This is a genomic window from Corynebacterium singulare (assembly GCF_000833575.1).
GTDB classification, from domain to species: Bacteria; Actinomycetota; Actinomycetes; order Mycobacteriales; family Mycobacteriaceae; genus Corynebacterium; species Corynebacterium singulare.
Map to the genome: position 1 here is coordinate 294644 of NZ_CP010827.1, position 24401 is coordinate 319044.

The window sequence follows — 24401 nt, forward strand, 5'->3', positions numbered from 1 at the left end:
CTAATTCCATAACTTCCTTGCTCGAAAGGACTCTCCTTTTATGAAATTCAATGTGATGGGGCCGTTGCAGCGGCTCGGAAAAGCCCTCATGGGTGCTGTGGCGGTATTGCCCGTTGCGGCGATTCTCAGTGGCGTTGGCTACTGGATTTCCAGCGCCGCTGGCGCCGATAACCTCGCTGCCCAGCTGCTGATCAGCTCCGGTGATGCGGTGCTGGCTAACCTGGGCTGGATTTTCGCTATCGCCATTTCCTTCGGCCTGGCAAAGGATTCCAACGGTGCCGCAGCGTTGTCGGGCTTTTTAGCTTTTGCCACCTTTATGAAACTGCTGGGCCCCGACGCCGTGGCCGGTTACCGCGGCATCGACGACCCCACCGCGCTGACCGGTGATGAGGCACTGGACTGGGCTGCACAGGGCTGGAACGCCGTGGGCGGCGGCAACGTCCTCTTCGGCATCCTCGCCGGCATCATGGCGGCGTGGGTCTATAACCGCTTCCACGCCACCAAGCTGCCGGACTTCCTAGCCTTCTTCTCCGGCCGGCGCCTCGTGCCGATTCTCACCGCCATCTTCGCCATCGTGGTCTCCGGCATCCTCTACTTCGTGTGGCCGTTCATCTACCACGCACTGTTCAACTTTGGTGCCTCCATCCAAGGCCTGGGTGCTGCGGGCGCTGGTATCTACGGCGTGGCCAACCGCCTGCTCATCCCAACCGGCCTGCACCATGCTCTGAACTCCGTCTTCTGGTTCGACGTTATTGGAATCAATGACATTGGCAATTTCCAAAGTGGCCAGAAAACCATCGAAGCAGCAGCTGCTGCTACCTCCGCCGCTGACTGCCCGGGCATCTGGGCCAACGGTCAGTGCACAGTTGAGGGTGTTGTTGGGCGCTACCAGGCCGGCTTCTTCCCCATCATGATGTTCGGTCTTCCGGGCGCGGCTCTTGCCATGTACCTGCGCGCGGATAAGAGCAAGCGCAAGGTCGTCGGCTCGCTCATGGCTGCTGGCGCTCTGGCTTCCTTCTTCACCGGTGTGACTGAGCCGCTGGAGTTCTCCTTCATGTTCGTTGCCCCGCTGCTCTACGTGGTGCACGCGCTGCTCATGGGCCTCTCCGTCTTCATCGCCGCAGCTATGGAATGGACCGCCGGCTTCGGCTTCTCCGCGGGGTTCGTCGACATGCTGCTCTCCTCCCAGAACCCGCTGGCCAACAAGTGGTACATGCTGCTGGTGATGGGCGTAGGTTTCTTCTTCCTCTACTTCGTCATCTTCTACTTCCTCATCGGCTGGCTTAATCTCAAGACCCCGGGCCGCGGTGAGGACGATGCTGCCGCAGAGTCCGCCGAGGATTCCGTTAACGGCGATGACAAGACCGCGCGCGATGCTGCCTACATCATCGAGGGCCTCGGCGGCAAGGACAACATTGACTCCCTGGACTACTGCACCACGCGCCTGCGTGTCGGCGTGAAGGAACGCGCGCTTGTTCGCGATTCCATCATCAAACGCGCCGCCGTCTCCGGCGTTATTCACCCCTCGGAGAAGAATGTCCAGGTCATCGTCGGCCCAGCGGTGCAGTTCATGTATGACGAGGTCAACCACCAGCTGCGCCACGGCTCCCCAGCCCTGGCTAGTGCAGGTGCCGTGGGTACTGGAGCCAGCGTGCCTGCCAGCGCCGAGGGCGCCAGCAACAGCAGCGCTTCTTCTAGCAATTCCCACGTCGAGGCCGAAGGTATTGACGTGCGTGCCCCGTTCGCCGGAGACGTCGTCGAGCTCTCCCAGGTGCCGGATGCTTCCTTTGCGCAGGGCATGGTGGGCGAAGGTTTTGCGGTGATGCCTGATGCCGTCGATGCCTTCGACGTCTGCGCCCCGGTAGACGGAACCATCACCATGGTCTTCAAGACGCGCCATGCCTTCGGCATGCAGACCAAGGACGGCGTCGACCTGCTTATTCACATCGGCATCGACACCGTGGAGCTCAAGGGCGAAGGATTCACGGCCCTGGCCAAGAAGGGCGATACCGTAAGCGCCGGCACGCCGATCATCGCGGTGGATGCCAAGGTGCTGCGCGAGCGCGGCGTCAATCTCATCACCCCGGTGGTGTGCCCGACGGCCAAGCAGGTCGCCAGCATCGACATCGCCCGCGAGGGCCATGCCCTGCCAGGCGAGGTCGCAGCAACCATCATGCGCAGCAGCTAACCTGATTCGGCTCAGCCCAGACATAAAAGCCCAGACATAAAACTGCCCTAGTTGCCAAAACCAGCGGTGCTCCATGCGCTGAGGAGCGAAGGTTTTGGCAACGAGGGCAGTTATGTCCCCGGTGGGTGCCATGTCATGAGAAAAATGGGCTAGTCGGTGTCGCGCAGCAGGCGCGGCACCACCTTGCCGGTGGCGTTGCGCGGCAGCTTGTCCAGGAAGTGAACATCACGCGGCACCGAGTGGTCGGCGAGGTTATCGCGGACCCAGGTGCGGATGGCGTCGGCAGTCACGGCCTTACCCACAGCATCGCGCGTGGTTACCGCCCACACGGCGATACGCTGGAAGGTGGTTTCGTCCTTGACACCACCGGCATGGACCTCGGCGATGCCCGGCATGGTCTCGAGCACCTCGGTGACGGACTGTGGGTGCACGTTCTCGCCACCGACGATGATCATGTCATCGGCGCGGCCCACGACATGCAGGTAACCGTCGGCGTCGATATAGCCCAAGTCACCAATGGAAATGAGGCCATCGACCTTGTTGAGCGGAATCTTCGGGTTGGTATAGCCAATGAGCGCGGTGGAGTTAGTCAGGTAAATCTCGCCGACCTCGCCGTGGGGAACTTCTCGACCTTCCTCATCGAGGATGCGCAGCTTGGTACCGGAGGCGATCTTGCCGCCGATGGTGGGGTCCTTGGCCACCTCTTCCATGGTGGCGGTTGAGGCTAGGGCTAGCTCCGTGGAGCCATAGACATTGCAGAGAATCGGGCCGAAGCGCTCGTGAGTTTCCTTGACGATTTCCGGGGTCAGCGCATGGCCCGCGGAGGCGATGAACTTCAGGCTTGAGGTGTCATATGTCGAGTCTGGGTCGGCAGCCACCATCTGACGGAAGAAGACGGGGGAGGAGAGAAGGCCCTCGAGGCTGTAGCGCTGGATGTCATCGAGCGCTGCGGATGGGTCGAAGACGCGGCGGGTGACAATGGTGTTGCGCAGGCCCAGGGCAATGTTGAGGCAGGCCCAACCCCAGGTGTGGAACATCGATGCGGTCATCTGAACCTTCTGGTCCGCACGCCACGGTATGGAGTCCACGATGGATGCCAGCACCACCGGCAGCGTGGGTTCGGGGCGCATAATTCCCTTGGGGATTCCGGTGGTCCCGGAGGACATGAGCACGATATGCCCATGGTTGGGCCAGGTGGGGAGCGTGTGCTTCTCGACGCCCCTCCGGTCCGCCACAATCTCGCGCAGCGAGGGCACAGTGGCAAGCGCGGCGGGACGCTCTGCACCAGACTCGTGGCCGATGACGACGGTAAGGCCCTCAGTGGGGGTGTCGGCGGTGGGGGCGAGGCGGTCGGCGAATTCATCATCGATGACGAGGACGTTGATGCGGTTCTCTTCGATGCAGCCAGCAAGCTGCTCAGGCGAAGAACCAATATTCAACAAGAAGATGTGCGCGCCGGCGTAGCCCTTGGCAGCAAGTGGGGTAATGATGCCGCGGCCGTTGCGGGCCATGACGCCAAGGCGAATGTCATCGAGGCCAAGCGAGAGCAGCCAGCGGGCAAAGGTCTGGGACTGCTCGCGGAGTTGGCGGTAGGTGAGGGCCCCGTCATCGTCGATAAGCGCAAGGCGTTCCGGGCAGGTCAGGTAGGCCTGTTCAACCTCGCGGGCGGTGGTGAAGCGGTAGCGTGCCAGAACTGGCACGGTTGCGGCCAATGCGCGTGGGCCGCCAGCCGAGCTAAGGAGCCCGGCTTTAAAGAGGGCGGGAACAAAACGTGCGAGAGCGGCGGCGTGGAAGGCGATATCAGAAGGGTTCATAGGTTTCTTATCGGCGCGAGGGGGATGGGGAGTTACAGGCTATAAAAAGAGCGAAATGTTAAAGCTGTTGCTATTGTTACATAAGCTTCGACCGTCAGTTTAGTCTATTATGGTTTTGGCCTAGAACATACCCTTTCCCGAAAGGACATCGTCACATGAAGTCTACCCAGCGCCTCGCGGCCGTCTGTGCATCCCTCCTCGTGGCGGTTGGCCTGTCCCAAGCGCCCCAAGCTGCAGCGGCGGAGCGCAACCTTGTCTCCTTTGGTGATTCCGTCTTGGCTGATCCACAGCTGGATGCTTATATGTCCTCGCGCCTGGGCTCCTCGGGTCGCAACCCCAGCTTGGATTGCCCGTCCGGCAACAACTTTGCCAAGCGCACCGCCGCCAAACTGGGCATGCCAGTGGCGGATTTCTCTTGTTCCGGTGCGGTATCGATGTCTCAAGGTCCGCAGGTGAATGCGCAGGTGGATGATGCTATCCGTCGCGGCAAGCTCACCGCCGATACGCAGCGCGTGATCTATGCCAGTGGATTCAATGACACCTATAACAATGCCGGCCTGTCGGACCGTGACTTGCGCGCGCGCTGGGTTGGCGCCAACGCGCCAATCATCCACAAGATTCGCGCTGCTGCGCCGAATGCTCGCATTCAGATTGTGGGATACCCGACCATCGGCTCTGGCGACCGCTATTGCCTGCTGCACTTTGGTCCGCAACCTGCGGATGCCACCGCTCTGCCGATGGTTCAGCGCTATGAGAATGTTGCTCAGTGGATGCAGGTGGATCTCGCGCACGCGACCGGCGCGGAGTTTGTGGATCTTAAACCGGCGACGTGGGACCGCGGCATGTGTGCAAATTCCGACAAGCGTCTGTGGGCAGGACTCGTCGACTTTTCCGCTGGCCCAGGCAACCTTCCGTTGCATGTGAATTCCCGCGGCCACGAGTATGTAGCGAATATTCTTGCGCGCTCCTAAAGTGTGTTCCTCGTTGGGGGTAGTTGCGGGCACTGTGGTGTTCGCGTAGCCTCGGGCGCATGACCGTTAATGAAAACGTAAATGAAAACAACTCTCAGCAAGGTGCGGAGGCCGTCCGTGGTGTGATTGCCCGCTCCAAGGGCGCTCCCGTGGAAACCGTCAACATCGTCGTGCCCGCCCCCGGTGAGCACGACGTCGTGGTGAAGGTGCAGGCCTGCGGCGTTTGCCACACGGATCTGGCCTACCGCGATGGTGACATTGAGGATGCCTTCCCGTTCCTGCTGGGCCACGAGGCCGCCGGTGTGGTGGAGCGCGTCGGCTCCGCCGTGACCCACGTGGAGGAGGGTGACTTCGTCATCCTCAACTGGCGCGCTGTCTGCGGCGAGTGCCGTGCGTGCCGCAAGGGCGAGCCGAAGTACTGCTTCAACACCCACAACGCGTCCAAGAAGATGACCCTTGAGGATGGCACCGAACTCACCCCGGCGCTGGGTATTGGTTCCTTTAGCGATAAGACCCTGGTCCATGAGGGACAGTGCACCAAGGTAGAGGACACTGACCCGGCTGCTGCTGGCCTGCTCGGCTGCGGCATTATGGCGGGCCTCGGTGCAGCCGTGAACACCGGCGATATCCAGCTGGGCGAGTCCGTGGCTGTCTTCGGCTGCGGCGGCGTGGGTACCGCAGCCATTGCCGGCGCGCAGCTGGCGGGGGCCGCAAAGATCATCGCCGTCGACCTTGACGAGAAGAAGCTTGAGACCGCTCGCGAGTTCGGCGCCACCGACACCATCTGCGCCAAGGACCTCTCTGAAGAGCAGGTTATTGAGGCCGTGCGTGAGCTTACCGATGGCTTCGGCACCGACGTCACCATCGACGCCGTTGGCATTCAGCCCACCTGGCGCCAGGCCTTCTACTCCCGTGACCACGCTGGCCGCATGGTCATGGTGGGCGTTCCGAACCTCACCGACCACGTCGACATCCCGGCTATTGACCTCTATGGCCGCGGCGGCTCCATCAAGCCGGCCTGGTACGGCGACTGCCTACCGGAGCGTGACTTCCCGGCCTACGTATCCCTGTCCAAGAACGGCCAGTTCCCGCTAGACAAGTTTGTTTCCGAGCGCATTGCGCTGGACGACGTCGAGGAGGCCTTCGAGACCATGAAGTCCGGCAAGGTTCTGCGCTCGGTCGTGGAACTCTAAAAGACGCGAGCCTGAAAGCCCGCCCGGAAAGGACCTAAGCATGAAGATTGAACAGTTTGAGACCTCTGGAAAGTTCCGTCTTGACGGCGGCGAGTGGGACGTGGACAACAACGTCTACATTGTGTCCGGCGGCCAGGAACTCTACATCGTGGACCCAGCGCACGATGCGGAGCGCATCTACAGCGAGGTGGGGGAGCGCTCTGTAACCGGCGTGCTCCTTACCCACGCCCACAATGACCACTGCGAGCTCGCACCGGAGATTGCTGAGCACTACGGCGTGCCGCTCTACCTCCACCCGGACGATGAACAGCTGTGGCGCGAAACCCATGCCGAGGCTGACTACACGGCCTTGGAAGATAACCAGGTCATCAAGGTCGGCGGCGAGGATCTCGTGGTCTTCCACACCCCGGGCCACTCCCCGGGCTGCGTTGTGCTGTACGACGCCACCGATAGCACCCTCCTCTCCGGTGACACCCTCTTTAACGGTGGCCCCGGTGCCACGGGGCGCAAGTACTCCGACTTCGATGTCATCATCGAGTCCCTGCGCAACCGCGTGCTCAACCTCCCGCCGGAGACCCGCGTCCTGCCGGGCCACGGCGATGAGACCACCGTGGGTGCGGAGGCCGCGCGTATCGATGAATACGTCGCCCGCGGCTACTAAGTGCTCATAAGAGCGCTTGAGTTATTAGCCCGCATGCTCCTCGAGGGGCGTGCGGGCTGCTTTTATGCCCACTGCCACCGTGGCGGCTAGTGATAGGCCGAACCATACCCAGGCATCCGCAATGCCTGCGCTGAATTGACGTGCCCTCTCTTGAATGGCGAACTGCGCATCAGTGCTCAGTGCGGCGGGTAACGTGGCGCTGCCATAGCTGAGGATGAACAGCGCACCAATCAGGATGAAGAACACTCCTGAGACGATGGAGAGCGTGTTCGTGCGCACGGGCCCAAGCGTGACCTCGCGCCCGCGCAGCCAACGCCACGAGCCGACATCGAAGCGCTCCCAGAGCGCCGCCAGCACGAACAGGGGCGCGGCCATTCCTAGCGCATAGGCCACCATGATGAGCCCGCCATACAGTGCGGATCCGGATGCCGCCGCCGTGGTCAACACAGCTCCCAACAACGGTCCCGCGCAGAAACCGGCAAACCCATAAACTGCGCCCAGCAGGAACACTCGTCCGCGGGCTTTACCGGACAAGGCAGCCATGCCGGGAATTCGGAACCCGCCGCCCAGCGCCGTGTACAGTCCCAGGGCAATGATGATCCACCCCGCTACAGCGATGACGTGATTGCGGTACTGCGCCAAGAATGCTGCCAAGCCCATGCCGATGGGCACCAGCGTGGTGCACAGCCCCAGGAAGAACACCACCGTCTTGGCCAGCAGTTCACGCTGCGAGGTGAAAGCGTAGGCAAAAAAGGCGGGGACCAGCAGCGCTGAACAGGGGCTGATGAGTGTGAGAACACCGGCGATGACCGCGCCGACAAGTCCGATGCTCATAGGCTCACCCCCACGGCATAGCCGCCCAGCAGGGCGGTCAGAATAACGAGGGCGATGAAAAGCCAGACGATAGGTGGTGTCTTAGGCATTGGCCGCTTTACCTAGCTGTTGCTGGATGACTTGGTCAAAGGCCTCAGCCGGTTGGGCGCCACCGATGAACTGATCTCCCACCACGAAGGCTGGGGTGCCCGAGATGCCAATCTGGGAGGCGTAGCTCGTGGCCGTTTCGATGACCTCTGAGTAGGTGTCATCCGTGGCCTCTTGGCGGAACTTCTTCAGGTCTTTCACGCCGGCCTTCTGCGCAAACTTCATGAAGTCCTCGATTCCAAACTCAGGGTGGCCGCTGATGTCCTTGCTGGCGGAGTAGAGCTCGTGCTTAAACTCCGCGAATTTGCCCTGTGCTGCAGCGGCGCGTCCGGCCTTGGCGGCCTCGACAGCGGCGGGGCCATTGACAGGGTAGTCGTTCCACTCGATGCGCACGAGCCCCTTGTCCACGTAGTGCTGCAGTGTCGGCTCTGTAACGTTGGCGTGACGAGAACAGAACGGGCACTCAAAATCGGAAAACTCCGAGATGACCACAGGAGCGTCCACCGCGCCCACCGCAAAGGGATCATTGTCCTTGCGGCGATGCACCACCGTGATATCTCCGGACATGGTGTCTCCGCCGGGACCGAACATCATGGGATCCCCGGTACCGTCGGAGAATTTCGTGCCGGGCGTGGCCTTGTCAGCATCTTTCGCAAGATCCTGGCTGGCGGTGGGGGGCTGTGTGGCAGCGCTGGATGCCTCCCCAGCAGCTGCGTTCCCTTCAGTGTTGGAGGACGCGCGATCTGCCAGCAGGAAGCCAATGGTGACGGCCAGAATTACAACGAGCACCAACAATCCCCACGCTACGGGGCTGATGGTGGAGAGCACTGACTTCTTCGGCCCACTGGTGGGCCGGGAGGATTGATTAGGCATGCGATTACCTTAACGCGACGTGGTTAAGACTGTGAGGCTGAGTCCGGTGTTTTTTAAAAGTGCAACCCTAAAAACCGAACCACGCAGGTGGGCTTCATCGCGCGCTAACGCAGCGCTTGACGACGACCTGCATGAGTCGCCTTTCACCTCTGGACAGATAAAAGCACTGCTACAACGGCCGTGTCCCCATCAGCTCCGTTGATACAGCACTGGTGGTGCGACAACCTCACACCTCGCCGCTTCAAGCGGAGGGGCAGGTCCCACTACAGGGCTTTTAGCCCTCTTGGGCAGCGGCGAGAAGGTAGCTCCCGTAGCCGGATTTGAGCAGCGGCTGTGCTAGCTTAATAAGCGCGGGGGCATCGATGAAACCCTGTGCGAAAGCAGCCACTTCAGGGGAGCCGATGACTGCCCCGGTGCGCTTTTGTAGTACCTCCACGTAGGCTGAGGCTTCACTCATGGAATCCACTGTGCCGGTATCCAGCCACACGTCACCGCGCTGCATGCGCTTGACTCCCAGCTGTCCGCGGCGCAGGTACTCTGCGTTGACCGCGGTGATTTCCAGCTCGCCGCGCGCGCTCGGGGTAATGGACTTGGCAATCTCCACCACGGAATTGTCGTAGAAGTACAGGCCTACCACCGCATAATTCGATTTCGGATTGTCTGGCTTTTCCTCAATGGAGAGCGCCTGGCCGCTATCGTCGAATTCGACGACGCCATAGCGCTGCGGATCAGACACTTCGTAGGCAAATATAATGCCGCCCTCCGGATTGCTGCATTCATTGAGCGCAGTGGAGAAGCCGTGGCCCTCAAAGATGTTGTCGCCCAAGACAAGCGCTACGTCATCCTCGCCGATGAAGTCTTCCGCGATGAGGAAAGCCTGTGCCAGCCCTTCCGGGCGCGGCTGAACTGCGTAGTGCAGCATGATGCCAAGCTGGGAGCCATCACCCAGCAGGCGCTGGAAGGCGTCTGAATCTTCCGGGGTGGTGATGATGAGAATTTCCCGGATGCCCGCTTGGATGAGCGTGCTCAGCGGGTAGTACACCATCGGCTTGTCATAAATGGGCATGAGCTGCTTCGAGATGCCCTTAGTAATGGGGTAGAGGCGCGTGCCGGAACCGCCAGCAAGAATAATGCCCTTCATGGTTTTTAAGCTTAACGGAGGTCACCGCACTGGCGTGCGGTGCCGGGATTGGAGAACATAACACTTAACTTCCCACGTAACATAACACGTGGGAAGTTACGTGTTATGTTGAGCGTTATGCTGGGTAAAGTCCCAGGTAGAGAGTTAAAGCGGCCCGCCAATTCATGGGTGTGAAGCCAGTAGCTTCAATCTTGGAGAGATCGAAGGTGGACTCCTTTGGGCGCGGAGCTTCCGGGCCGGCAATCGCGCGGTACTGCTCGGTGCTCACTGGCGTGACGTCGGCAGGGTCCTTACCTACTCCGGTAAAGACGGCCATGGCAATCTCATCGCGGCCCACCGCATCACCGGAATTGGAGATGTTGTACACGCCGTATTCCGCGCCGGTCTTGAGTAGGTGAATGATGCCCTTAGCCAGGTCCTCAGCAAAGGTGGGGCGCCCGCGCTGATCGTGAATGACCGCGGGTTTGACGCCCTTATTCGCCAGGGAACGCATGGTGGCCATGAAGTTGGCGCCGTCGCCAAAGACCCACGAGGTGCGGACCACATAGTGTCGCGGTGCAGTCTGCGCAGCAGTATCTCCCGCCGCCTTAGAAGCGCCATAAGCAGAGAGAGGGGAGGGCAGCTCCTCTTCGGAGTGCGTTTCATGATGGCCATCGAAGATGTAGTCGCTGGAGACGTGCACCAGGGTGAGGTTATTCTCTGCCGCAATGAGCGCTAGCTTCGCCGGTGCCGCTGCGTTGACTGCCCATGCACCAGCGCGGTCCTCCTCGGCGCCATTGACGTTGTTATATGCCGCACAGTTGATGATGGCGGAATACTGCCGCCACGGACGCTCGGGTGGAGCGGTGATATCGAAGTCCTCGTGCCCACAGAACTCCACCGGGCCGAGGCCAGCCTGAGGGAGAAACTTCTGCAGTGCGCGGCCCAACTGTCCGTTGGCACCGGTGACGAGGATGCGGCGAGGGGGCATCGGGGAGACGTCGCCAAGCGCGGGGTGTTCCTTATCCTTGTCGGAGATTTCCGTCGGCTCCAACGGCCAGTCCACCATACCGAGGTTTACGCAGGTGTATTCCGCGTCCGGGGACCAGTGGTCAGTGACCAGGTAAGAGTAGGAACAAGCCTCGAGCGCCTGGAAGCCGTTAGCCACGCCGCGCGGCACGAACACCGCGATGTCTGGACGCAGCTCCTGGGTAACCAGCTCGCCATAGGTGTCCGAGCCCTCACGCACATCGCACCACGCGCCGAAGGCCCGGCCCGAGGCCACAGAAACAAACTTGTCCCACGGTTCTGCATGCAGGCCGCGGGTGACGCCCTTGTCCGCGTTGAAGGAAACGTTGTTCTGCACTGGGCAAAAATCTGGAAGTCCGGCTGCGCGCATCTTCTCGCGCTGCCAGTTTTCCTTGAACCAGCCGCGGTTGTCGCCATGGACATCGAGCTCCACGATGAGCAGGCCCTCAATGGCCGTTGTCTGAACCTTCATTTACTGTCCTTGCTTGGCATAGTTGGCTTCCACGGCGTCCTTGTCTGGGCGCCACCAGTCTTCGTGTGTGCGGTACCACTCGATGGTCGCGGCAAGACCCTCGCGCAGATCCGTGTAGCGCGGGGCCCACCCCAGCTCACGCCGCAGCTTGCTGGCATCCATGGCGTAGCGCTGGTCATGGCCGGGACGGTCCGCCACGTGCTCATAGCGCGGCTCGCCGTTGTCGGTGGCGCCCATCAGCTCACAAATCATCTCGATGACCTGGCGGTTATTGATGTCCTCTTGATCGGCGCCGATGTTATAGGTCTCACCGACCTGCCCACGGTCCAGGATGGCCAGCACAGCCTCGTTGTGGTCATCCACATGAATCCAGTCGCGCACCTGCTCGCCCGTGCCATAGAGCTTGGCGGGGTGGCCGCTGAGAAGATTGGTGATTTGGCGCGGGATGAACTTCTCAATGTGCTGGTAGGGGCCGTAATTATTGGAACAGTTTGAAATTGTTGCGCGCAGTCCAAAACTGCGCACCCATGCGCGCACCAAGTGATCCGAGCCGGCCTTCGTGGCGGAGTACGGCGAGGACGGATTGTACGGCGTGGTTTCGGTGAAGTAGGTGTCTGCGCCAATGTCCAAGTCACCGAAGACCTCATCGGTCGAGACATGGTGGAGGCGTACATCGTGGCGCCGACACGCTTCCAGCAGCACGAATGTGCCCATCACGTTCGTGTGAAGGAACGGCGACGGATCCCGCAGCGAGTTGTCATTGTGGGACTCTGCGGCAAAGTGCACCACGGTATCCGCTTGGGCCACGAGCTTATCGACGACCCCCTCATCCGCCACATCCCCCACCACCACAGTGGCCTCAACCCCATCCAGGTTCGCGCGGTTACCCGCGTAGGTGAGCTTGTCTAGGACAGTAATGTCCACCTCGGGCCGCTGCTGGGCCACCAGACGAACGAAATTTGCCCCAATAAATCCGGCACCGCCGGTCACAAGCAATCTGCGCATGGTGCTCAAGTGTAGGGCATGGGGGCACATTATTAAGCGGGGAACTTGGGCAGCTTTGCGTGATTGAGCCACTCATCAAGAAGATCATCCACCGCGGAGGGATCCACAGCCACAGCACGGAGCCGGCTGATGAGGTCCTCCGGCACCACCGTGGAATGCTGCGCGGAGGCAAGGTACTCACGGATCGTGAGGAAGAAGAGCTCGTCCCCCAACAGACGGCGCAGCGCGTGGACGGTGAGCGCGCCGCGCTTGTATACGCGGTCATCAAACATGTCGCGCGTGCCTGGGTCGCTGAGGACCACGTCCTGACGCTTGCGAGCAAGCACCTGATAATGCGACCGTGCCGAGGCATGCGCCGGGTGGCCATGTGCATGTTCACGCCACAGCCATTCGCAGTAGCACGCAAAACCTTCGTTGAGCCAGATATCCTTCCACTCACGCAGGCCGACTGAGTTGCCGAACCACTGGTGGGAGAGCTCATGGGCAATGAGGCGCTCGAAGAGGTGATCGCCCTTGACGTGGTTGGAACCGAAAATGGACAGGCCTTGGGCCTCCAAGGGGATTTCCAGCTCATCATCGGTGATGACCACCTGGTAATCGGGGAAAGGATACTCCCCAAACAGTCCGGCGTAGAAGTCCAGCATCTCCTGCTGCTGGGCAAACTCATCGAGAACCAACTGCTTAAGGTGAGCCGGGGCCCATGCTCGAACGTTGCGGCCCAGAGTGATGTCGATGAACTCGCCCACCTGCACCGTGGCAAGGTAGGTCGCCATAGGGTTCTCAACGCGGTAGTGCCAGCGCGTCATCGACCCGCCGGAGCGGCGCCGAGAGATGAGTGCGCCGTTAGAAATCACAATGAAGGGGTCGTCCGCGGTGATGCGGATATCGTAGGTTGCCTTTTCACCAGGTGCGTCATCACACGGAAACCAGCTCGGTGCACCGTTGGGCTGGCTGGCAACCAAAGAGCCGGACTCGGTTTCCTCCCAGCCGATTTCGCCCCACGGCGTGCGCAGCGGACGCGGTGAGCCACCATACCGGATGTGCAGCTCAAACTCCTGGCCTTCTGCGATGGTTTCAGCAAAGGTCAGCCGCAGCTTTCCGCCGGAGAGGCGGTGGCGTGCCACGCGTGGAGCATTCTTTGAGGTAACGCGGCGAGCCACCATGGCGCCGCCCAAATCGAGAGTGAGCTTGTCCAGCTCTTCGAGTGCGCGGATGTGAAGTACTGCAACGCCGTGGAGCATGTTCGGCTCCACACGATAAGTCAGGTCCAAGTCATAATGAGTGACTTCAAAGCCGACGTTGAAATCCACCCCCGTATAACTATCACGGGTCTGTGCAGGAGAACCCGTAGCGGCGGCGATATGCGAAAGGGCGGTGGAGAGCAGCTTCATAATGCCGCTATCCTACCGCCCTTATCCTGCAAGGCCGAAAAGCTAGGCGCTCTCCGTGAAGGCCGCCTCAAACGTGGGCCAGGACTTCTCCAGATCCTCGCTCCAGCCCGGCCAGGAGTGGGTTCCCACGTTGCGGAAGTTGTAGGTCGCCGGAATATTCTGCTTATCCAGCTTTGCCTTGAGCATGTGGGTGCAATGGTTGACGCCTGCCTCAATGACGCCGCCCTCAACCTGCAGCTGAGCGGAGCCAAGGAATGCTGCCGCCGGGTTGTAGCCCTTGTTGATGTAGTAGGACGGGGTGTCCTTCTCACCGGCCAGGCCGCTGGCAGAAGAGATATACAGGTCAGTTCCGCGCAGCTTCTCCGAGTTCATGAGGGCATCGTTGTAGCGGTTGTACGGCGATCCCATCGGGCCCCACATCTGCTCTGGTGTGCCTCCACCGCGGTTGACGGTCAGGCGCAGGAACTCATACTCCAGCGGGTATGCGGTAGCCGCGCAGCCAGCGTAGGAGCCCACAGCGTCATAGAACCCTGGATTGTGCTGAGCCATCAAGAGGGAGGAGGTTGCTGACATGGACATACCGGCGATGGCGCGCTTATTGTTAGCGTTCAAGCGGGCCTCTAGTGGTCCCGGCAGCTCCTTAGTGAGGAAGGTTTCCCACTTCTGTGGGCCCTTGAGGTGCTTACCGTTCGGGTCCTCCTGCCAGTCGGTGTAGTAGGAGAACGCACCTGACTGCGGAATAACGACATTGACGTCCTTGTCCGCATAAAAGTCCACGACGTCAGAGTTGTAGAGCCAGTCTGTATCTTGCTCGGCGGAGCCAGCGCCGTTGAGCAGGTAGATGGTGGGGCGGTCCGGGTTTTTCGCCGGAATAACGGCCAGCGGAACGACGCGGCCGTTCATAGACGGCGAGGTGGCTTGCAGTTTGAGCAGCCGTGGATCGTCCTTGTAGTGGCCATACCACTTTTGGCTCTCGACCTCGGGGGTGGGCTGCAAGTCAGACACAGTGGAAAGGGCGGTCTCACCCGCAACCTCCTGCGGTGTAAGAGTGGCGGCACCCGCTACGGGACTTACCAGCGCGGCTGCGGTGAGCGCGCCGGTGGCGAGAAGAGAGCTAAGACGCTTCATGGGGATCCTTATTCGACAAATGTTATGGCGAGTTGAGCTTACTGCTCAGTGATTTCGGGGTCGACCTTCGGGGCTGCTTCAGAGTCGACCGGCAAGGAGTCAGCGGGGGCAGCAGGGTCTGCCTCGGCTTTAGCCTTGTCCATGTCCTGCTTATCGGCATCGTCAGCCTTGGCGTTAGCGTCCGGCTCAACGCCAGTATCCTCGACGGACTCAACGTCAGCATTGTTGGCAGCATCTGCCTCACTATCAGCGTTCTTGATGGCGTCCTTGTCCGCTGGCGTAGATGCCGCATTGTCTGACGTGCTGCCGCTTACCGGCTCCACCGGAAGGTCGAAGGCACGGGCGAAGGTAGGCCAAGAGGAGTTAATGTCATCGAGCCAGCCCGGCCACGAGTGGGTACCGGTCTGGCGGAAGTTGAAGTCCGCGTCGATGCCCTCGCGGTTGAACTTCGCCTCAAGGTCGTGCGTGCAGGCGTTCATCGCTGCCTCAATGACGCCGCCCTCAATGACGAGGGTGGAAGAAGACTTGAAGGCCCGAGCAGAACCTAAACGATCAATCTTGGACGACCCAAAGTCCGTTGCGCCAGCCAGCCCGGAGTTGGCCGACACATAGATTTCAGAGTTTCCCATGTTGTTCTTGGTGGCGTTAATCAGACCATCGTTGTAGCGGTTGTACTCGCCGCCCTGTGGTCCCCACATCTGCGTGGTATTTCCGCCACCGCGGTTTACCGTCAGCTGCGCATAGAAATTTGGCAGCGGGGTTGAGGTGGCCGCACAGCCGGAGTAGGAACCGATGGCATCGTAGAAGTTCGGGTTGTGCTGCGCCAGCACGAGGGACGACGTAGCGGACATGGACATACCGGCGATGCCGCGCTTGCCGTTGCCGTTGATGTGCTCTTCTAGCGGTCCGGGGAGCTCCTTGGTGAGGAAGGTTTCCCACTTCTGGGGGCCCTTAAGGTAGCTGCGCTCCGGGGAGGTAACCCAATCGGTGTAGTAGGAGAATGCGCCTGCCTGCGGGATGACGACGTTGACGTTGCGGTCGCCGTAGTAATCGTCGAGGTCTTGGATTCCCTCCTTGTCTGGGTCAAGATCCTGGCCAGCGGTGGACACGATCCAGTCCATGCCCTGCTCTGCACCGCCGGCACCGTTCAGCAGGTAGACGGTAGGACGCGAGGAATCAAAGGTTCCATCCGGCGTGATTACAGCGAGTGGCACCTGACGGTCCATGGCCGGGGCGGACGCGTAGAGAGTCTTGATGGACTGACGGTAGTCCGGGTACTTCAGAATGTAGCCCAACCACTGCTTTTCGTCGGGGATTTTGGTTATATCGACGTCTTTGAAAGCAACATTCTTCCCAATCGAGTCTTCGAACTCTGCGCGGGAAGGAACGTGCTGGCCGGCATCATCCGTTGGGAGATACTGTTCGATCTCGCCGTACACATCGAGCTCAGAAATCGTCGAGGGCGTTGCCTCACCACGGATCTGCTCTGGGGTGATGGTGGAGGCGCTGGCGATAGGGGTGGCCACGGCGCCAAGGGCAAGGGCCGAAGCCGCTGCCAGCGTCGTGAGAGAGCGCGCAATCTTCATGGAATCTCGCTTTCTAGGTGATGAGCGGAATGTAGGGCAAGTTTAAAAGACGCTATGGACATCCCCCCACGCACTACGTAACGGTGCAGGTGGGAAGGGGTATCTACACCCTCAAGGCAAGGGCAATGAGTCTAAACATACCAAGTTATTAGAGTTAATGGTGGTATTGAAGTGAAAACCGTGTCATAATCTTCAAGCGCATTGTCGCGCATGTAACGCAGCGGGCCTCTCGTTCGCTAGAGGACCTAGATACCGTGACTGTTACCGCGGCGTCGCCAAGCTGCGGAATCTCGCCGCGCCAGACGTTCCTACACGCCAACAGAAAGCAGAATAATGAACTTCTTTGACACCATCCTCGTTGCTATCAACCAGGTCCTAGGCCAGTTCGTCCACTCCGGTTCCTCCACGTCCTCGAAGGCCGGCCTTGAGTGGGGTCTGTACTAAACCCCAAAGGCCTCGCTAGTTTTTAGCCCCCACTCACATCTCGCGCGGGTGGGGGCTGTGGCGATCTGAATACGGTCCGATCTGGGGTGAGAGAGCGTGCGCTTTCCGACGCCTCCCCACACACCATGGGGGTGGTGAGACATCAGGCACAAACTTCCGTATTCTGTAGGGCGTGACTAATGAACATTTTGACGTTGTAGTACTCGGCGCGGGCCCCGGCGGCTACGTGTCCGCCATCCGCGCTGCCCAACTGGGCAAGAAGGTTGCTGTTATTGAGAAGCAGTACTGGGGCGGTGTTTGCCTCAACGTGGGCTGCATCCCCTCCAAGGCTCTGCTCAAGAACGCAGAGGTTGCGCACACCTTTAACCACGAGGCTAAGGCCTTCGGTATCTCTGGCGATGTCTCCTTCGACTTCGGCGTAGCGCACAAGCGCTCCCGCAAGGTGTCTGAGGGCATCGTCAAGGGCGTGCACTACCTGATGAAGAAGAACAAGATTACGGAGATTAACGGCCTCGGTTCCTTCAAGGATGCCAAGACCATCGAAATCACCGAAGGCGATGATCAGGGTAAGACCGTTACCTTCGATAACTGCATCATCGCCACCGGCTCCGTCGTTCGCTCCCTGCCGGGGGTGGAGATCGGCGGTAATATCGTGTCGTACGAAGAGCAGATCCTCAAGGATGAGGCCCCGAACTCCATGGTTATCGTTGGCGCCGGTGCCATCGGTATGGAGTTCGCCTACGTTCTGGCTAACTACGGCGTGGACGTCACTATCGTGGAGTTCATGGATCGCGTCCTGCCGAACGAGGACAAGGATGTTTCCAAGGCCATCGCCAAGGAATACAAGAAGCTCGGCGTCAAGCTGCTGACCGGTTACAAGACCACCGCTATCAAGGACAACGGCTCTGACGTCACCGTTGAGGTCGAGTCCAAGGATGGCTCTAAGACTGACACCCTCACTGTGGATCGTTGCATGGTCTCCATCGGCTTTGCTCCGCGTACCGAGGGCTTTGGTCTAGAGAACACCGGCGTTGAGCTGACCGAGCGTGGCGCTATCGCTATCGATGACTACATGCGCACCAACGTGGACGGCATCTACGCTATCGGTGACGTTACCGCGAAGCTGCAGCTCGCTCACGTTGCTGAGGCACAAGGTGTTGTCGCTGCCGAGGTCATCGCCGGCGCTGAAACCCAGCTGCTCGGTGACTACATGAACATGCCGCGCGCCACCTTCTGCAACCCGCAGGTTGCCTCCTTTGGCTACACCGAAGAGCAGGCCCGTGAGAAGTTTGCTGACCGCGACATCAAGGTCGCTACCTTCCCGTTCTCCGCGAACGGTAAGGCTGCCGGTCTCAACGAGACCGCTGGCTTTGTCAAGCTCATCGCTGACGGTGAGTTCGGTGAGCTCATTGGCGGCCACATGGTGGGCTCCAACGTGTCTGAGTTGCTGCCGGAGCTGACTTTGGCGCAGCGCTTCGACCTCACTACGGAGGAAATCGGACGCAACGTCCACACGCACCCGACGCTGTCTGAGGCTATGAAGGAAGCAGCCGAGGGTATCGGCGGCCACATGATCAACCTCTAAACGGTGCTCAACTGTCCTCCCCTCTGGGGAGGCATGGTTGAGGAATGGAAGAAGCCCCCTCGTGCCCCGAGATAATTCGGCGGCACGAGGGGGCTTGTTCTGTCAGGTTTCAGCGCTTCTTCAAAGAGAGGTGTTGAAGTATCTCTGTCTTAGCCCAAGAGCTTGGAGGACAGTGCGAAGGGAAGGCTGACAATGGTGATTGCCAGGCCCCAAAGCTGTCCAAGGGTGTTCTCTGCGAAGCTGCTCATATTAATCGTCCTTTCTCGATGTGTTTATCGGTTCGTCCTTCATTGTAGAAGGTTTAGCGCCAAGGTGTTGTGGAAATTTGAATGTGAAAATTGCTTCAATGAACTTTTCGAACGTGTTTGGTGATGTAAAATCTCGTCATTCGTGCTGGTTACAAAGCTATAGTGGGCGTAAAACCTGCGTGTTTGAGAGGAACATTGAGAATCGCGTCAGTGGAGACCTCTCCCCACGTTATTAAATTCATCCACGTTTATGGTGTAAAGATCTATTATTTAGATTGCGTATATACGGCCGGAAGGCTAACGGAGCGTGGTGATCAGTGCAGTGTTTCCGGCTAGTAGGGGGCGACGGCGGAACGGTGGGCGTCAATAACCAGCTCCTCATTGATTGCGGGGAACGCGCGCTGGGCGCAGTTCTGCCGAGGGCAGGTGCGGCAGCCGGCACCGATGGGCGTTGCCGCCGATAAATCCTCAAGGTTGAGCCCCTCTGCGTACACGGTGCGGTCAGCGTGACGAGCCTCGCAGCCTAGGCCGATGGCAAAAAGCTTGTTGGTATCTCCAAAACGACCTTGCGGGTAGCTCACCGTACGGGAGATCCATAGGTAGTTGCGGCCGTCCGGCATCTGTGCGAGCTGGCGCGAAATGGTGTTGGGGCGGGAGAAGGACTCATACACATTCCACAGTGGGCACGTGCCGCCAGAATTGGAAAAGTGTACGCCCGTGGCGGACTGCCGCTTGGACATATTGCCGGCGCGGTCCACCCGTACAAAAGTAAAAGGGATGCCACGCTCGTTGGGGCGCTGAAGCGTGGAGAGCCGCGACGCAACCGTTTCGTAGCCGACGCCGAACACATTGCAGAGGTATTCCACGTCATAGCCAGACTTCTCGGATTCGCCATGGATAAGGCCATAGGGCAGAAGCGTTGCAGCGGCAAAATAGTTAGCGATGCCGCGTTTAGCCAAGTTGATGGACGCGTCTGATGTGAAAGGCTCTTCATCCACGAGTTCATCGATGAGCTTGCCCGCTTCCAGGAAACCCAATTCGGCGGCCATGCGGAAGGCGCGCTGTCCCACGCTCAGGCGGCTAGCAAGGCGGAATGTACCGCTGCTGTTGTCGAAACGGTGAAGGGTGCCGTCCATGCGGTCGGTGGTGATGAGCTCGACGCCGTGCTGGGAGACGAGCCTTTCTCCCAGTGCCTTTTCGATGTCGCGGATATGGAAGGGAGCTACGCCTAGTTCTGTGGCGAGTCCCTCTGCATGGTTGTCCAGCTCGTCGAGGTAATTCTGGCGAGCATAGAAAAAATCTCGAACCTCATCGTGAGGCATGGAGAGGGCTTGGCCGCCGTCGGAGCGGCGGGAATCGGTGGCTAGGGAGAGCTTGTCGCGAATGTTGCGGTAGCGCCGATGAATATCCACGAGAGTGCGTGCCACAGTGGGGTGGTTGTAGACCAACTCGGAGAGTTCCTGAAGTTCAACGGGGGAGGGGCAAATCTCTTGGTCTTGAACAACATCCTGGATTTCTGCGAGCAGACGTGAGTCATCGTCGCGGGAGAAGAATGTGGCGTCAACGCCAAAGACTTCAGTGATGCGAAGAAGGACCGGCACGGTAAGTGGGCGCACGTCGTGCTCGATCTGATTTACATAGCTAGCGGAAAGTCCCAGCGTGGCGGCAAGGGAGGCCTGGCTGAGATCGCGTTCGCGGCGCAGCTGGCGAAGGCGCGAACCTACGTATGTCTTGCTCATGTGAGCTAGGTTACCTATCACCTTTCGGTTGTAACAATAGTTTTGCAAATAATGTGTGAAGCATTTTAACTCCGCTGCGAAGTGGGGGTGACGCTGGGGTGTCGGGCGTCTATCTGCGGCACCCCTCTCATGCGAAAGTTTGACACCTAAAGGGGTGGAGTCGTCACTCGCGCCACATGCTGTGACTAAAGTCTCACCCCGCAAATGTTTACGCAAGGACAATATTGCGTAAAGGGAAGTGGTCAAGGTAGAGCGGTGTAACCACATCCGTAACTTAGGAGATCCTAACCTTATGGAGTTTCTACGGGTGTAGTCAGCGCGGGTAGGTGCGGGCATGAAGAGTGGATTTAAGTAGTGGCCAGCGCGAAGGCCTGCGTAAGGTAAGGACGACTATGGAGGTGTCATGTCTGTAAAAAATCCTGACCGTGAAGCCCTCGCTCACGGCCGTCTTACTAATGAATCGATTCGTCCTAAGCCAGGAATTCCGTCCTGGGCTTTGAAACTGACGATGGCAATCACTGGCCTGTTCTTCGCACTGTTTGTGGTGGGGCACATGGCCGGCAACCTGAAGCTGTACCTGCCGGATGAGAACGGTACGGTGCACCTTGACGAATACGGTGCGTTCCTGCGTGATCTCGGCGCTCCGCTGATTCCGCACGGTCACATGCTGTGGATTATCCGCATCGTGCTGCTTGCCTGCGTCATTGCTCACATTTACGGTGCTTTTGCGCTGACCGCTCGCTCCAACGCGGCCCGCGGCAAGTTTAAGCGCACCAACCTGATGGGCGGACTGGATTCCTTTGCCACCAAGACCATGCTGGTCACCGGCATTGTGCTGCTTCTGTTCATCGTGTTCCACATCCTGGACCTGACCATGGGTGTGCAGCCGGTTGCCCCGGAGGCCTTCGTCCACGGTGCGGTCAAGGCCAACATGATCGCTACCTTCTCGCGCTGGCCGGTGACCATCATTTACGTCATCGCCATGCTCTGCCTCTTCCTGCACCTTACCCACGGCATTCGTCTCGCTGCGTCTGACCTGGGCATCACCGGTGCCAAGTGGCGTGAGGTCTTTGTCGTCCTGGCGTACATCGTCCCGGCCGTTGTGTGCCTGGCGAACATCGTTATGCCGTTGTCCGTCGCCCTGGGCTGGGTCAGCTAAAGGAGTTTTGAACCCATGACTAACGCGAATCCCGTGTCTGCCGCGAACGCTAACCAAAATGCGAACGCGAACACCGATCTGAAGCGCGAGCACCCTGACTTCTCGCATCCACAGTCCATCGTCCCAGGCGTGAAGCCGGGCCGAATCCTGGAGTCCCACGAGCCGCATGGCGTCCCGATGAAGGACATGTGGACCTACCAGAAGGACCACATGGAGCTCGTCTCCCCACTGAACCGCCGTAAGTTCGAGATCATCGTCGTCGGTACCGGCCTTGCCGCTGGCGCCGCTGCCGCTGCACTCGGCGAGCTGGGCTACAAGGTGAAGGTATTCACCTACCACGATTCTCCGCGCCGTGCGCACTCCATTGCTGCGCAGGGTGGTGTGAACTCCTCCCGCCACAAGAAAGTGGATAACGACGGTGCATACCGCCACACCAAGGACACTGTGAAGGGCGGCGACTACCGCTGCCGCGAGTCCGATTGCTGGCGTCTGGCTACTGAGTCCATCCGCGTCATCGACCACATGAACGCTATTGGTGCTCCGTTCGCCCGTGAGTACGGCGGCACCCTGGCAACCCGTTCCTTCGGCGGTGTCCAGGTGTCCCGTACCTACTACACCCGTGGCCAAACGGGTCAGCAGCTGCAGCTGTCCACCACCTCGGCGCTCTACCGTCAGATTGGCCTGGGCAACGTTGAGCTCTTCGCTCACCACGACCTGCAGGACATCATCACCTTTAACGACGGTGGCAAGAAGCGTGCTGGCGGTATCGTGACCCGCAACCTCATCACCGGCGAGCTCAAGGCCTTCACCGGCCACGCAGTCATCCTCGGTACCGGTGGTTACGGCAACGTGTACCACATGTCCACGCTGGCTAAGAACTCTAACGCTGGCGCCATGATGCGTGCCTACGAGAACGGTGCTTACCTGGCCTCCCCGGCATTCATCCAGTTCCACCCGACGGGCCTGCCGGTCAACTCCGAGTGGCAGTCCAAAACCATCCTCATGTCCGAGTCGCTGCGTAACGACGGCCGCATCTGGTCTCCGATCAAGGAGAAGGATGACCGTCCTGCCAATGAGATTCCGGAAGAGGAGCGTGACTACTTCCTGGAGCGTCGCTACCCGGCCTTCGGTAACCTCGTCCCGCGTGACGTGGCATCCCGTGCCATCTCCCAGCAGATCAACAAGGGTCTGGGCGTTGGACCGCTGCATAACTCGGTGTACCTGGACTTCCGCGACGCTATCGAGCGTCTGGGCAAGGACAAGATCCGTGAGCGTTACTCCAACCTCATCGAAATGTACGAAGAGGCCATTGGTGAGTCCGCCTACGAGACCCCGATGCGTATTGCGCCGACCTGCCACTTCACTATGGGCGGCCTGTGGACAGACTTCAACGAGATGACCGCCATCGATGGCCTCTTCGCCGCCGGTGAGTGCTCCTGGACCTACCACGGCGCAAACCGCCTGGGTGCTAACTCGCTGCTGTCCGCTTCCGTCGACGGCTGGTTCACTCTCCCGTTCACTATCCCGAACTACCTGGCTGGTCACCTTGGTGAGGAGAAGCTGGCTGAGGATTCTGCTGAGGCAGCTGAGACCATCGCTCGTGCACAGGCACGCATCGACCGCCTCATGTCTGTTCGCGGCGAGAACCCCCACGGTCCGGCCCACTACCACCGCCAGCTCGGTGACATCCTCTACTGGGGCTGCGGTGTGGCTCGTAACGTTGAGGACCTCAAGGTTGCCATCGATAAGATCCGCTCCCTGCGCAAGGACTTCTGGGCTAACGTCCGCATCACTGGTGATGCTAACGATATGAACCAGGTTCTCGAGTACGGCCTGCGCGTTGCCGACTACATCGACCTGGGTGAGCTCATGTGTATCGACGCTCTCGACCGCGACGAGTCCTGTGGTGCTCACTTCCGTGAGGACCACCTCACTGAGGACGGCGAGGCCGAGCGTGACGACGACAACTGGTGCTTCGTGTCCGCATGGGAGCCAGGCGCAGCTGAGGGCGAATTCATTCGCCACGCTGAGCCGCTGTACTTTGATTCGATCCCGCTGATGACAAGGAACTACAAGTAATGAAACTGACACTTGAGATCTGGCGTCAAGCCGGACCGACGCAAGAAGGCAAGTTCGAGACCGTTGAGGTCTCCGATGCCGCCGAGCAGATGTCCATCCTGGAGCTGCTGGACCACGTCAATGAAGGCCTCGTCGAGGCCGGCGCTGAGCCGTTTGCATTCGCATCCGACTGCCGTGAGGGTATCTGCGGTACCTGTGGCCTCCTGGTTAACGGCCGCCCGCACGGCCCGGGTCAGAACACCCCGGCCTGCCAGCAGCGTCTCTTCCAGTTCAAGGACGGCGACAAGATCAAGCTGGAACCGTTCCGCTCCGCTGCCTACCCGGTGATCAAGGACATGATCGTCGACCGCGCCAAGCTGGATGACGTCATGGAGCAGGGTGGCTACGTCTCTATGGATGCCGGTACCGCTCCGGATGCTGACACCTTGCACGTCAATCACGAGACCTCCGAGTACGCACTGGATCACGCCGCCTGCATCGGCTGTGGTGCCTGCGTGGCATCCTGCCCGAACGGCGCTGCCCACCTGTTCACGGGTGCCAAGCTGGTTCACCTTTCCCTCATGCCGCTGGGCAAGGAAGAGCGTGGCCGCCGCGCCCGCAACATGGTGGACAATCTGGAGCAGAACTTCGGTCACTGCTCGCTCTACGGCGAGTGTGCCGACGTCTGCCCGGCTGGCGTCCCTCTGACCGCTGTGTCTGCAGTTACCCGCGAACGTGCACGGGCTGCTTTCCGCGGCAAGGACGACTAAGCTATAGTCATTCACAGGATTAACAGGAACGAGAGAAAGTTTCAGC

18 protein-coding genes are annotated in these 24401 nt (G+C 59.9%); 8 read left to right on the forward strand and 10 right to left on the reverse strand.

The window, feature by feature from the left end; translation table 11 throughout:
- Positions 1-40 precede the first annotated feature (40 nt).
- Entirely contained in the window at positions 41-2188 is a 2148-nt protein-coding gene (gene nagE / locus CSING_RS01350; RefSeq protein ID WP_042529035.1) for an N-acetylglucosamine-specific PTS transporter subunit IIBC, read from the forward strand.
- Between the two features lie 149 nt (positions 2189-2337).
- Here the strand turns inward: nagE and CSING_RS01355 are convergent, their stop codons facing one another.
- Complete coding sequence (locus CSING_RS01355) at positions 2338-4002, reverse strand: AMP-binding protein (protein ID WP_042529037.1); 1665 nt, start codon at positions 4000-4002, stop codon at positions 2338-2340.
- A 155-nt stretch (positions 4003-4157) separates the two neighbouring features.
- On the opposite strand from CSING_RS01355, the gene CSING_RS01360 reads away from it, so the two are divergent.
- From CSING_RS01360 to CSING_RS01370, 3 genes are read left to right on the forward strand one after another with little or no spacing between them, the layout of a single operon-like run.
- On the forward strand, positions 4158-4973 hold the full coding sequence (locus tag CSING_RS01360; RefSeq protein WP_042529039.1) for a GDSL-type esterase/lipase family protein: 816 nt from the start codon (positions 4158-4160) through the stop codon (positions 4971-4973).
- A gap of 59 nt (positions 4974-5032) precedes the next feature.
- The gene (locus CSING_RS01365) at positions 5033-6166 is read left to right on the forward strand and encodes an S-(hydroxymethyl)mycothiol dehydrogenase (protein WP_042529041.1); all 1134 of its coding nucleotides are present in this window, start codon (positions 5033-5035) and stop codon (positions 6164-6166) included.
- A gap of 40 nt (positions 6167-6206) precedes the next feature.
- Positions 6207-6827 carry an MBL fold metallo-hydrolase gene (locus tag CSING_RS01370; protein ID WP_042529043.1) on the forward strand — a complete coding sequence of 207 codons (621 nt, stop codon included), beginning with the start codon at positions 6207-6209 and terminating at the stop codon, positions 6825-6827.
- A 24-nt stretch (positions 6828-6851) separates the two neighbouring features.
- Here the strand turns inward: CSING_RS01370 and CSING_RS01375 are convergent, their stop codons facing one another.
- The 8 genes from CSING_RS01375 to CSING_RS01410 all read right to left on the reverse strand — a co-directional run bounded on the left by CSING_RS01375 (position 6852) and on the right by CSING_RS01410 (position 16352).
- Positions 6852-7661, reverse strand: a complete 810-nt coding sequence (locus CSING_RS01375) for a cytochrome c biogenesis CcdA family protein (RefSeq protein ID WP_042529045.1) — start codon at positions 7659-7661, stop codon at positions 6852-6854.
- 81 nt (positions 7662-7742) lie between these two features.
- A complete protein-coding gene (locus CSING_RS01380; protein WP_084226135.1) occupies positions 7743-8621 on the reverse strand; it encodes a DsbA family protein in 879 nt (292 codons plus the stop codon).
- A gap of 274 nt (positions 8622-8895) precedes the next feature.
- On the reverse strand, positions 8896-9762 hold the full coding sequence (rfbA, locus tag CSING_RS01385; RefSeq protein ID WP_042529046.1) for a glucose-1-phosphate thymidylyltransferase RfbA: 867 nt from the start codon (positions 9760-9762) through the stop codon (positions 8896-8898).
- Positions 9763-9877: 115 nt separating this feature from the next.
- On the reverse strand, positions 9878-11242 hold the full coding sequence (locus tag CSING_RS01390; RefSeq protein WP_042529048.1) for a sugar nucleotide-binding protein: 1365 nt from the start codon (positions 11240-11242) through the stop codon (positions 9878-9880).
- Complete coding sequence (rfbB, locus tag CSING_RS01395; protein WP_042529050.1) at positions 11243-12247, reverse strand: dTDP-glucose 4,6-dehydratase; 1005 nt, start codon at positions 12245-12247, stop codon at positions 11243-11245. It abuts the gene before it with no gap.
- A gap of 32 nt (positions 12248-12279) precedes the next feature.
- On the reverse strand, positions 12280-13638 hold the full coding sequence (locus CSING_RS01400) for a M1 family metallopeptidase (RefSeq protein WP_042529052.1): 1359 nt from the start codon (positions 13636-13638) through the stop codon (positions 12280-12282).
- A 42-nt stretch (positions 13639-13680) separates the two neighbouring features.
- Complete coding sequence (locus CSING_RS01405; RefSeq protein WP_042529053.1) at positions 13681-14766, reverse strand: alpha/beta hydrolase; 1086 nt, start codon at positions 14764-14766, stop codon at positions 13681-13683.
- Positions 14767-14804: 38 nt separating this feature from the next.
- Positions 14805-16352: an alpha/beta hydrolase gene (locus tag CSING_RS01410; RefSeq protein WP_042529055.1), complete on the reverse strand. Its 1548-nt coding sequence runs from the start codon at positions 16350-16352 to the stop codon at positions 14805-14807.
- 616 nt (positions 16353-16968) lie between these two features.
- Between CSING_RS01410 and lpdA the strand changes: the two genes are divergently transcribed.
- Positions 16969-18381: a dihydrolipoyl dehydrogenase gene (gene lpdA / locus CSING_RS01415; RefSeq protein WP_042529057.1), complete on the forward strand. Its 1413-nt coding sequence runs from the start codon at positions 16969-16971 to the stop codon at positions 18379-18381.
- A 580-nt stretch (positions 18382-18961) separates the two neighbouring features.
- Here lpdA and ramB read toward each other — a convergent pair.
- Positions 18962-20368: an acetate metabolism transcriptional regulator RamB gene (gene ramB, locus CSING_RS01420; RefSeq protein ID WP_042529059.1), complete on the reverse strand. Its 1407-nt coding sequence runs from the start codon at positions 20366-20368 to the stop codon at positions 18962-18964.
- Positions 20369-20771: 403 nt separating this feature from the next.
- On the opposite strand from ramB, the gene CSING_RS01425 reads away from it, so the two are divergent.
- The 3 genes from CSING_RS01425 to CSING_RS01435 are packed head-to-tail and all read left to right on the forward strand — an operon-like array spanning position 20772 to position 24355.
- Positions 20772-21527: a succinate dehydrogenase cytochrome b subunit gene (locus CSING_RS01425; RefSeq protein ID WP_042529061.1), complete on the forward strand. Its 756-nt coding sequence runs from the start codon at positions 20772-20774 to the stop codon at positions 21525-21527.
- Between the two features lie 15 nt (positions 21528-21542).
- Positions 21543-23606, forward strand: coding sequence for a fumarate reductase/succinate dehydrogenase flavoprotein subunit (locus tag CSING_RS01430; protein ID WP_042529063.1), 2064 nt, complete (start codon positions 21543-21545; stop codon positions 23604-23606).
- The gene (locus CSING_RS01435) at positions 23606-24355 is read left to right on the forward strand and encodes a succinate dehydrogenase/fumarate reductase iron-sulfur subunit (protein ID WP_042529065.1); all 750 of its coding nucleotides are present in this window, start codon (positions 23606-23608) and stop codon (positions 24353-24355) included. The genes CSING_RS01430 and CSING_RS01435 overlap by 1 nt, the downstream gene beginning before the upstream one ends.
- Positions 24356-24401: the final 46 nt, after the last annotated feature.

Coding starts and splice junctions, on each gene's coding strand:
- nagE (WP_042529035.1), top strand. CDS start 41: ATGAAATTCAATGTGATGGGGCCGTTGCAGCGGCTCGGAAAAGCCCTC.
- CSING_RS01390 (WP_042529048.1), bottom strand. CDS start 11,242: ATGAAGGTTCAGACAACGGCCATTGAGGGCCTGCTCATCGTGGAGCTC.
- CSING_RS01370 (WP_042529043.1), top strand. CDS start 6,207: ATGAAGATTGAACAGTTTGAGACCTCTGGAAAGTTCCGTCTTGACGGC.
- CSING_RS01360 (WP_042529039.1), top strand. CDS start 4,158: ATGAAGTCTACCCAGCGCCTCGCGGCCGTCTGTGCATCCCTCCTCGTG.
- CSING_RS01365 (WP_042529041.1), top strand. CDS start 5,033: ATGACCGTTAATGAAAACGTAAATGAAAACAACTCTCAGCAAGGTGCG.
- CSING_RS01425 (WP_042529061.1), top strand. CDS start 20,772: ATGTCTGTAAAAAATCCTGACCGTGAAGCCCTCGCTCACGGCCGTCTT.
- CSING_RS01405 (WP_042529053.1), bottom strand. CDS start 14,766: ATGAAGCGTCTTAGCTCTCTTCTCGCCACCGGCGCGCTCACCGCAGCC.
- CSING_RS01430 (WP_042529063.1), top strand. CDS start 21,543: ATGACTAACGCGAATCCCGTGTCTGCCGCGAACGCTAACCAAAATGCG.
- CSING_RS01355 (WP_042529037.1), bottom strand. CDS start 4,002: ATGAACCCTTCTGATATCGCCTTCCACGCCGCCGCTCTCGCACGTTTT.
- CSING_RS01375 (WP_042529045.1), bottom strand. CDS start 7,661: ATGAGCATCGGACTTGTCGGCGCGGTCATCGCCGGTGTTCTCACACTC.
- CSING_RS01435 (WP_042529065.1), top strand. CDS start 23,606: ATGAAACTGACACTTGAGATCTGGCGTCAAGCCGGACCGACGCAAGAA.
- CSING_RS01380 (WP_084226135.1), bottom strand. CDS start 8,621: ATGCCTAATCAATCCTCCCGGCCCACCAGTGGGCCGAAGAAGTCAGTG.
- CSING_RS01410 (WP_042529055.1), bottom strand. CDS start 16,352: ATGAAGATTGCGCGCTCTCTCACGACGCTGGCAGCGGCTTCGGCCCTT.
- rfbA (WP_042529046.1), bottom strand. CDS start 9,762: ATGAAGGGCATTATTCTTGCTGGCGGTTCCGGCACGCGCCTCTACCCC.
- rfbB (WP_042529050.1), bottom strand. CDS start 12,247: ATGCGCAGATTGCTTGTGACCGGCGGTGCCGGATTTATTGGGGCAAAT.
- CSING_RS01400 (WP_042529052.1), bottom strand. CDS start 13,638: ATGAAGCTGCTCTCCACCGCCCTTTCGCATATCGCCGCCGCTACGGGT.
- ramB (WP_042529059.1), bottom strand. CDS start 20,368: ATGAGCAAGACATACGTAGGTTCGCGCCTTCGCCAGCTGCGCCGCGAA.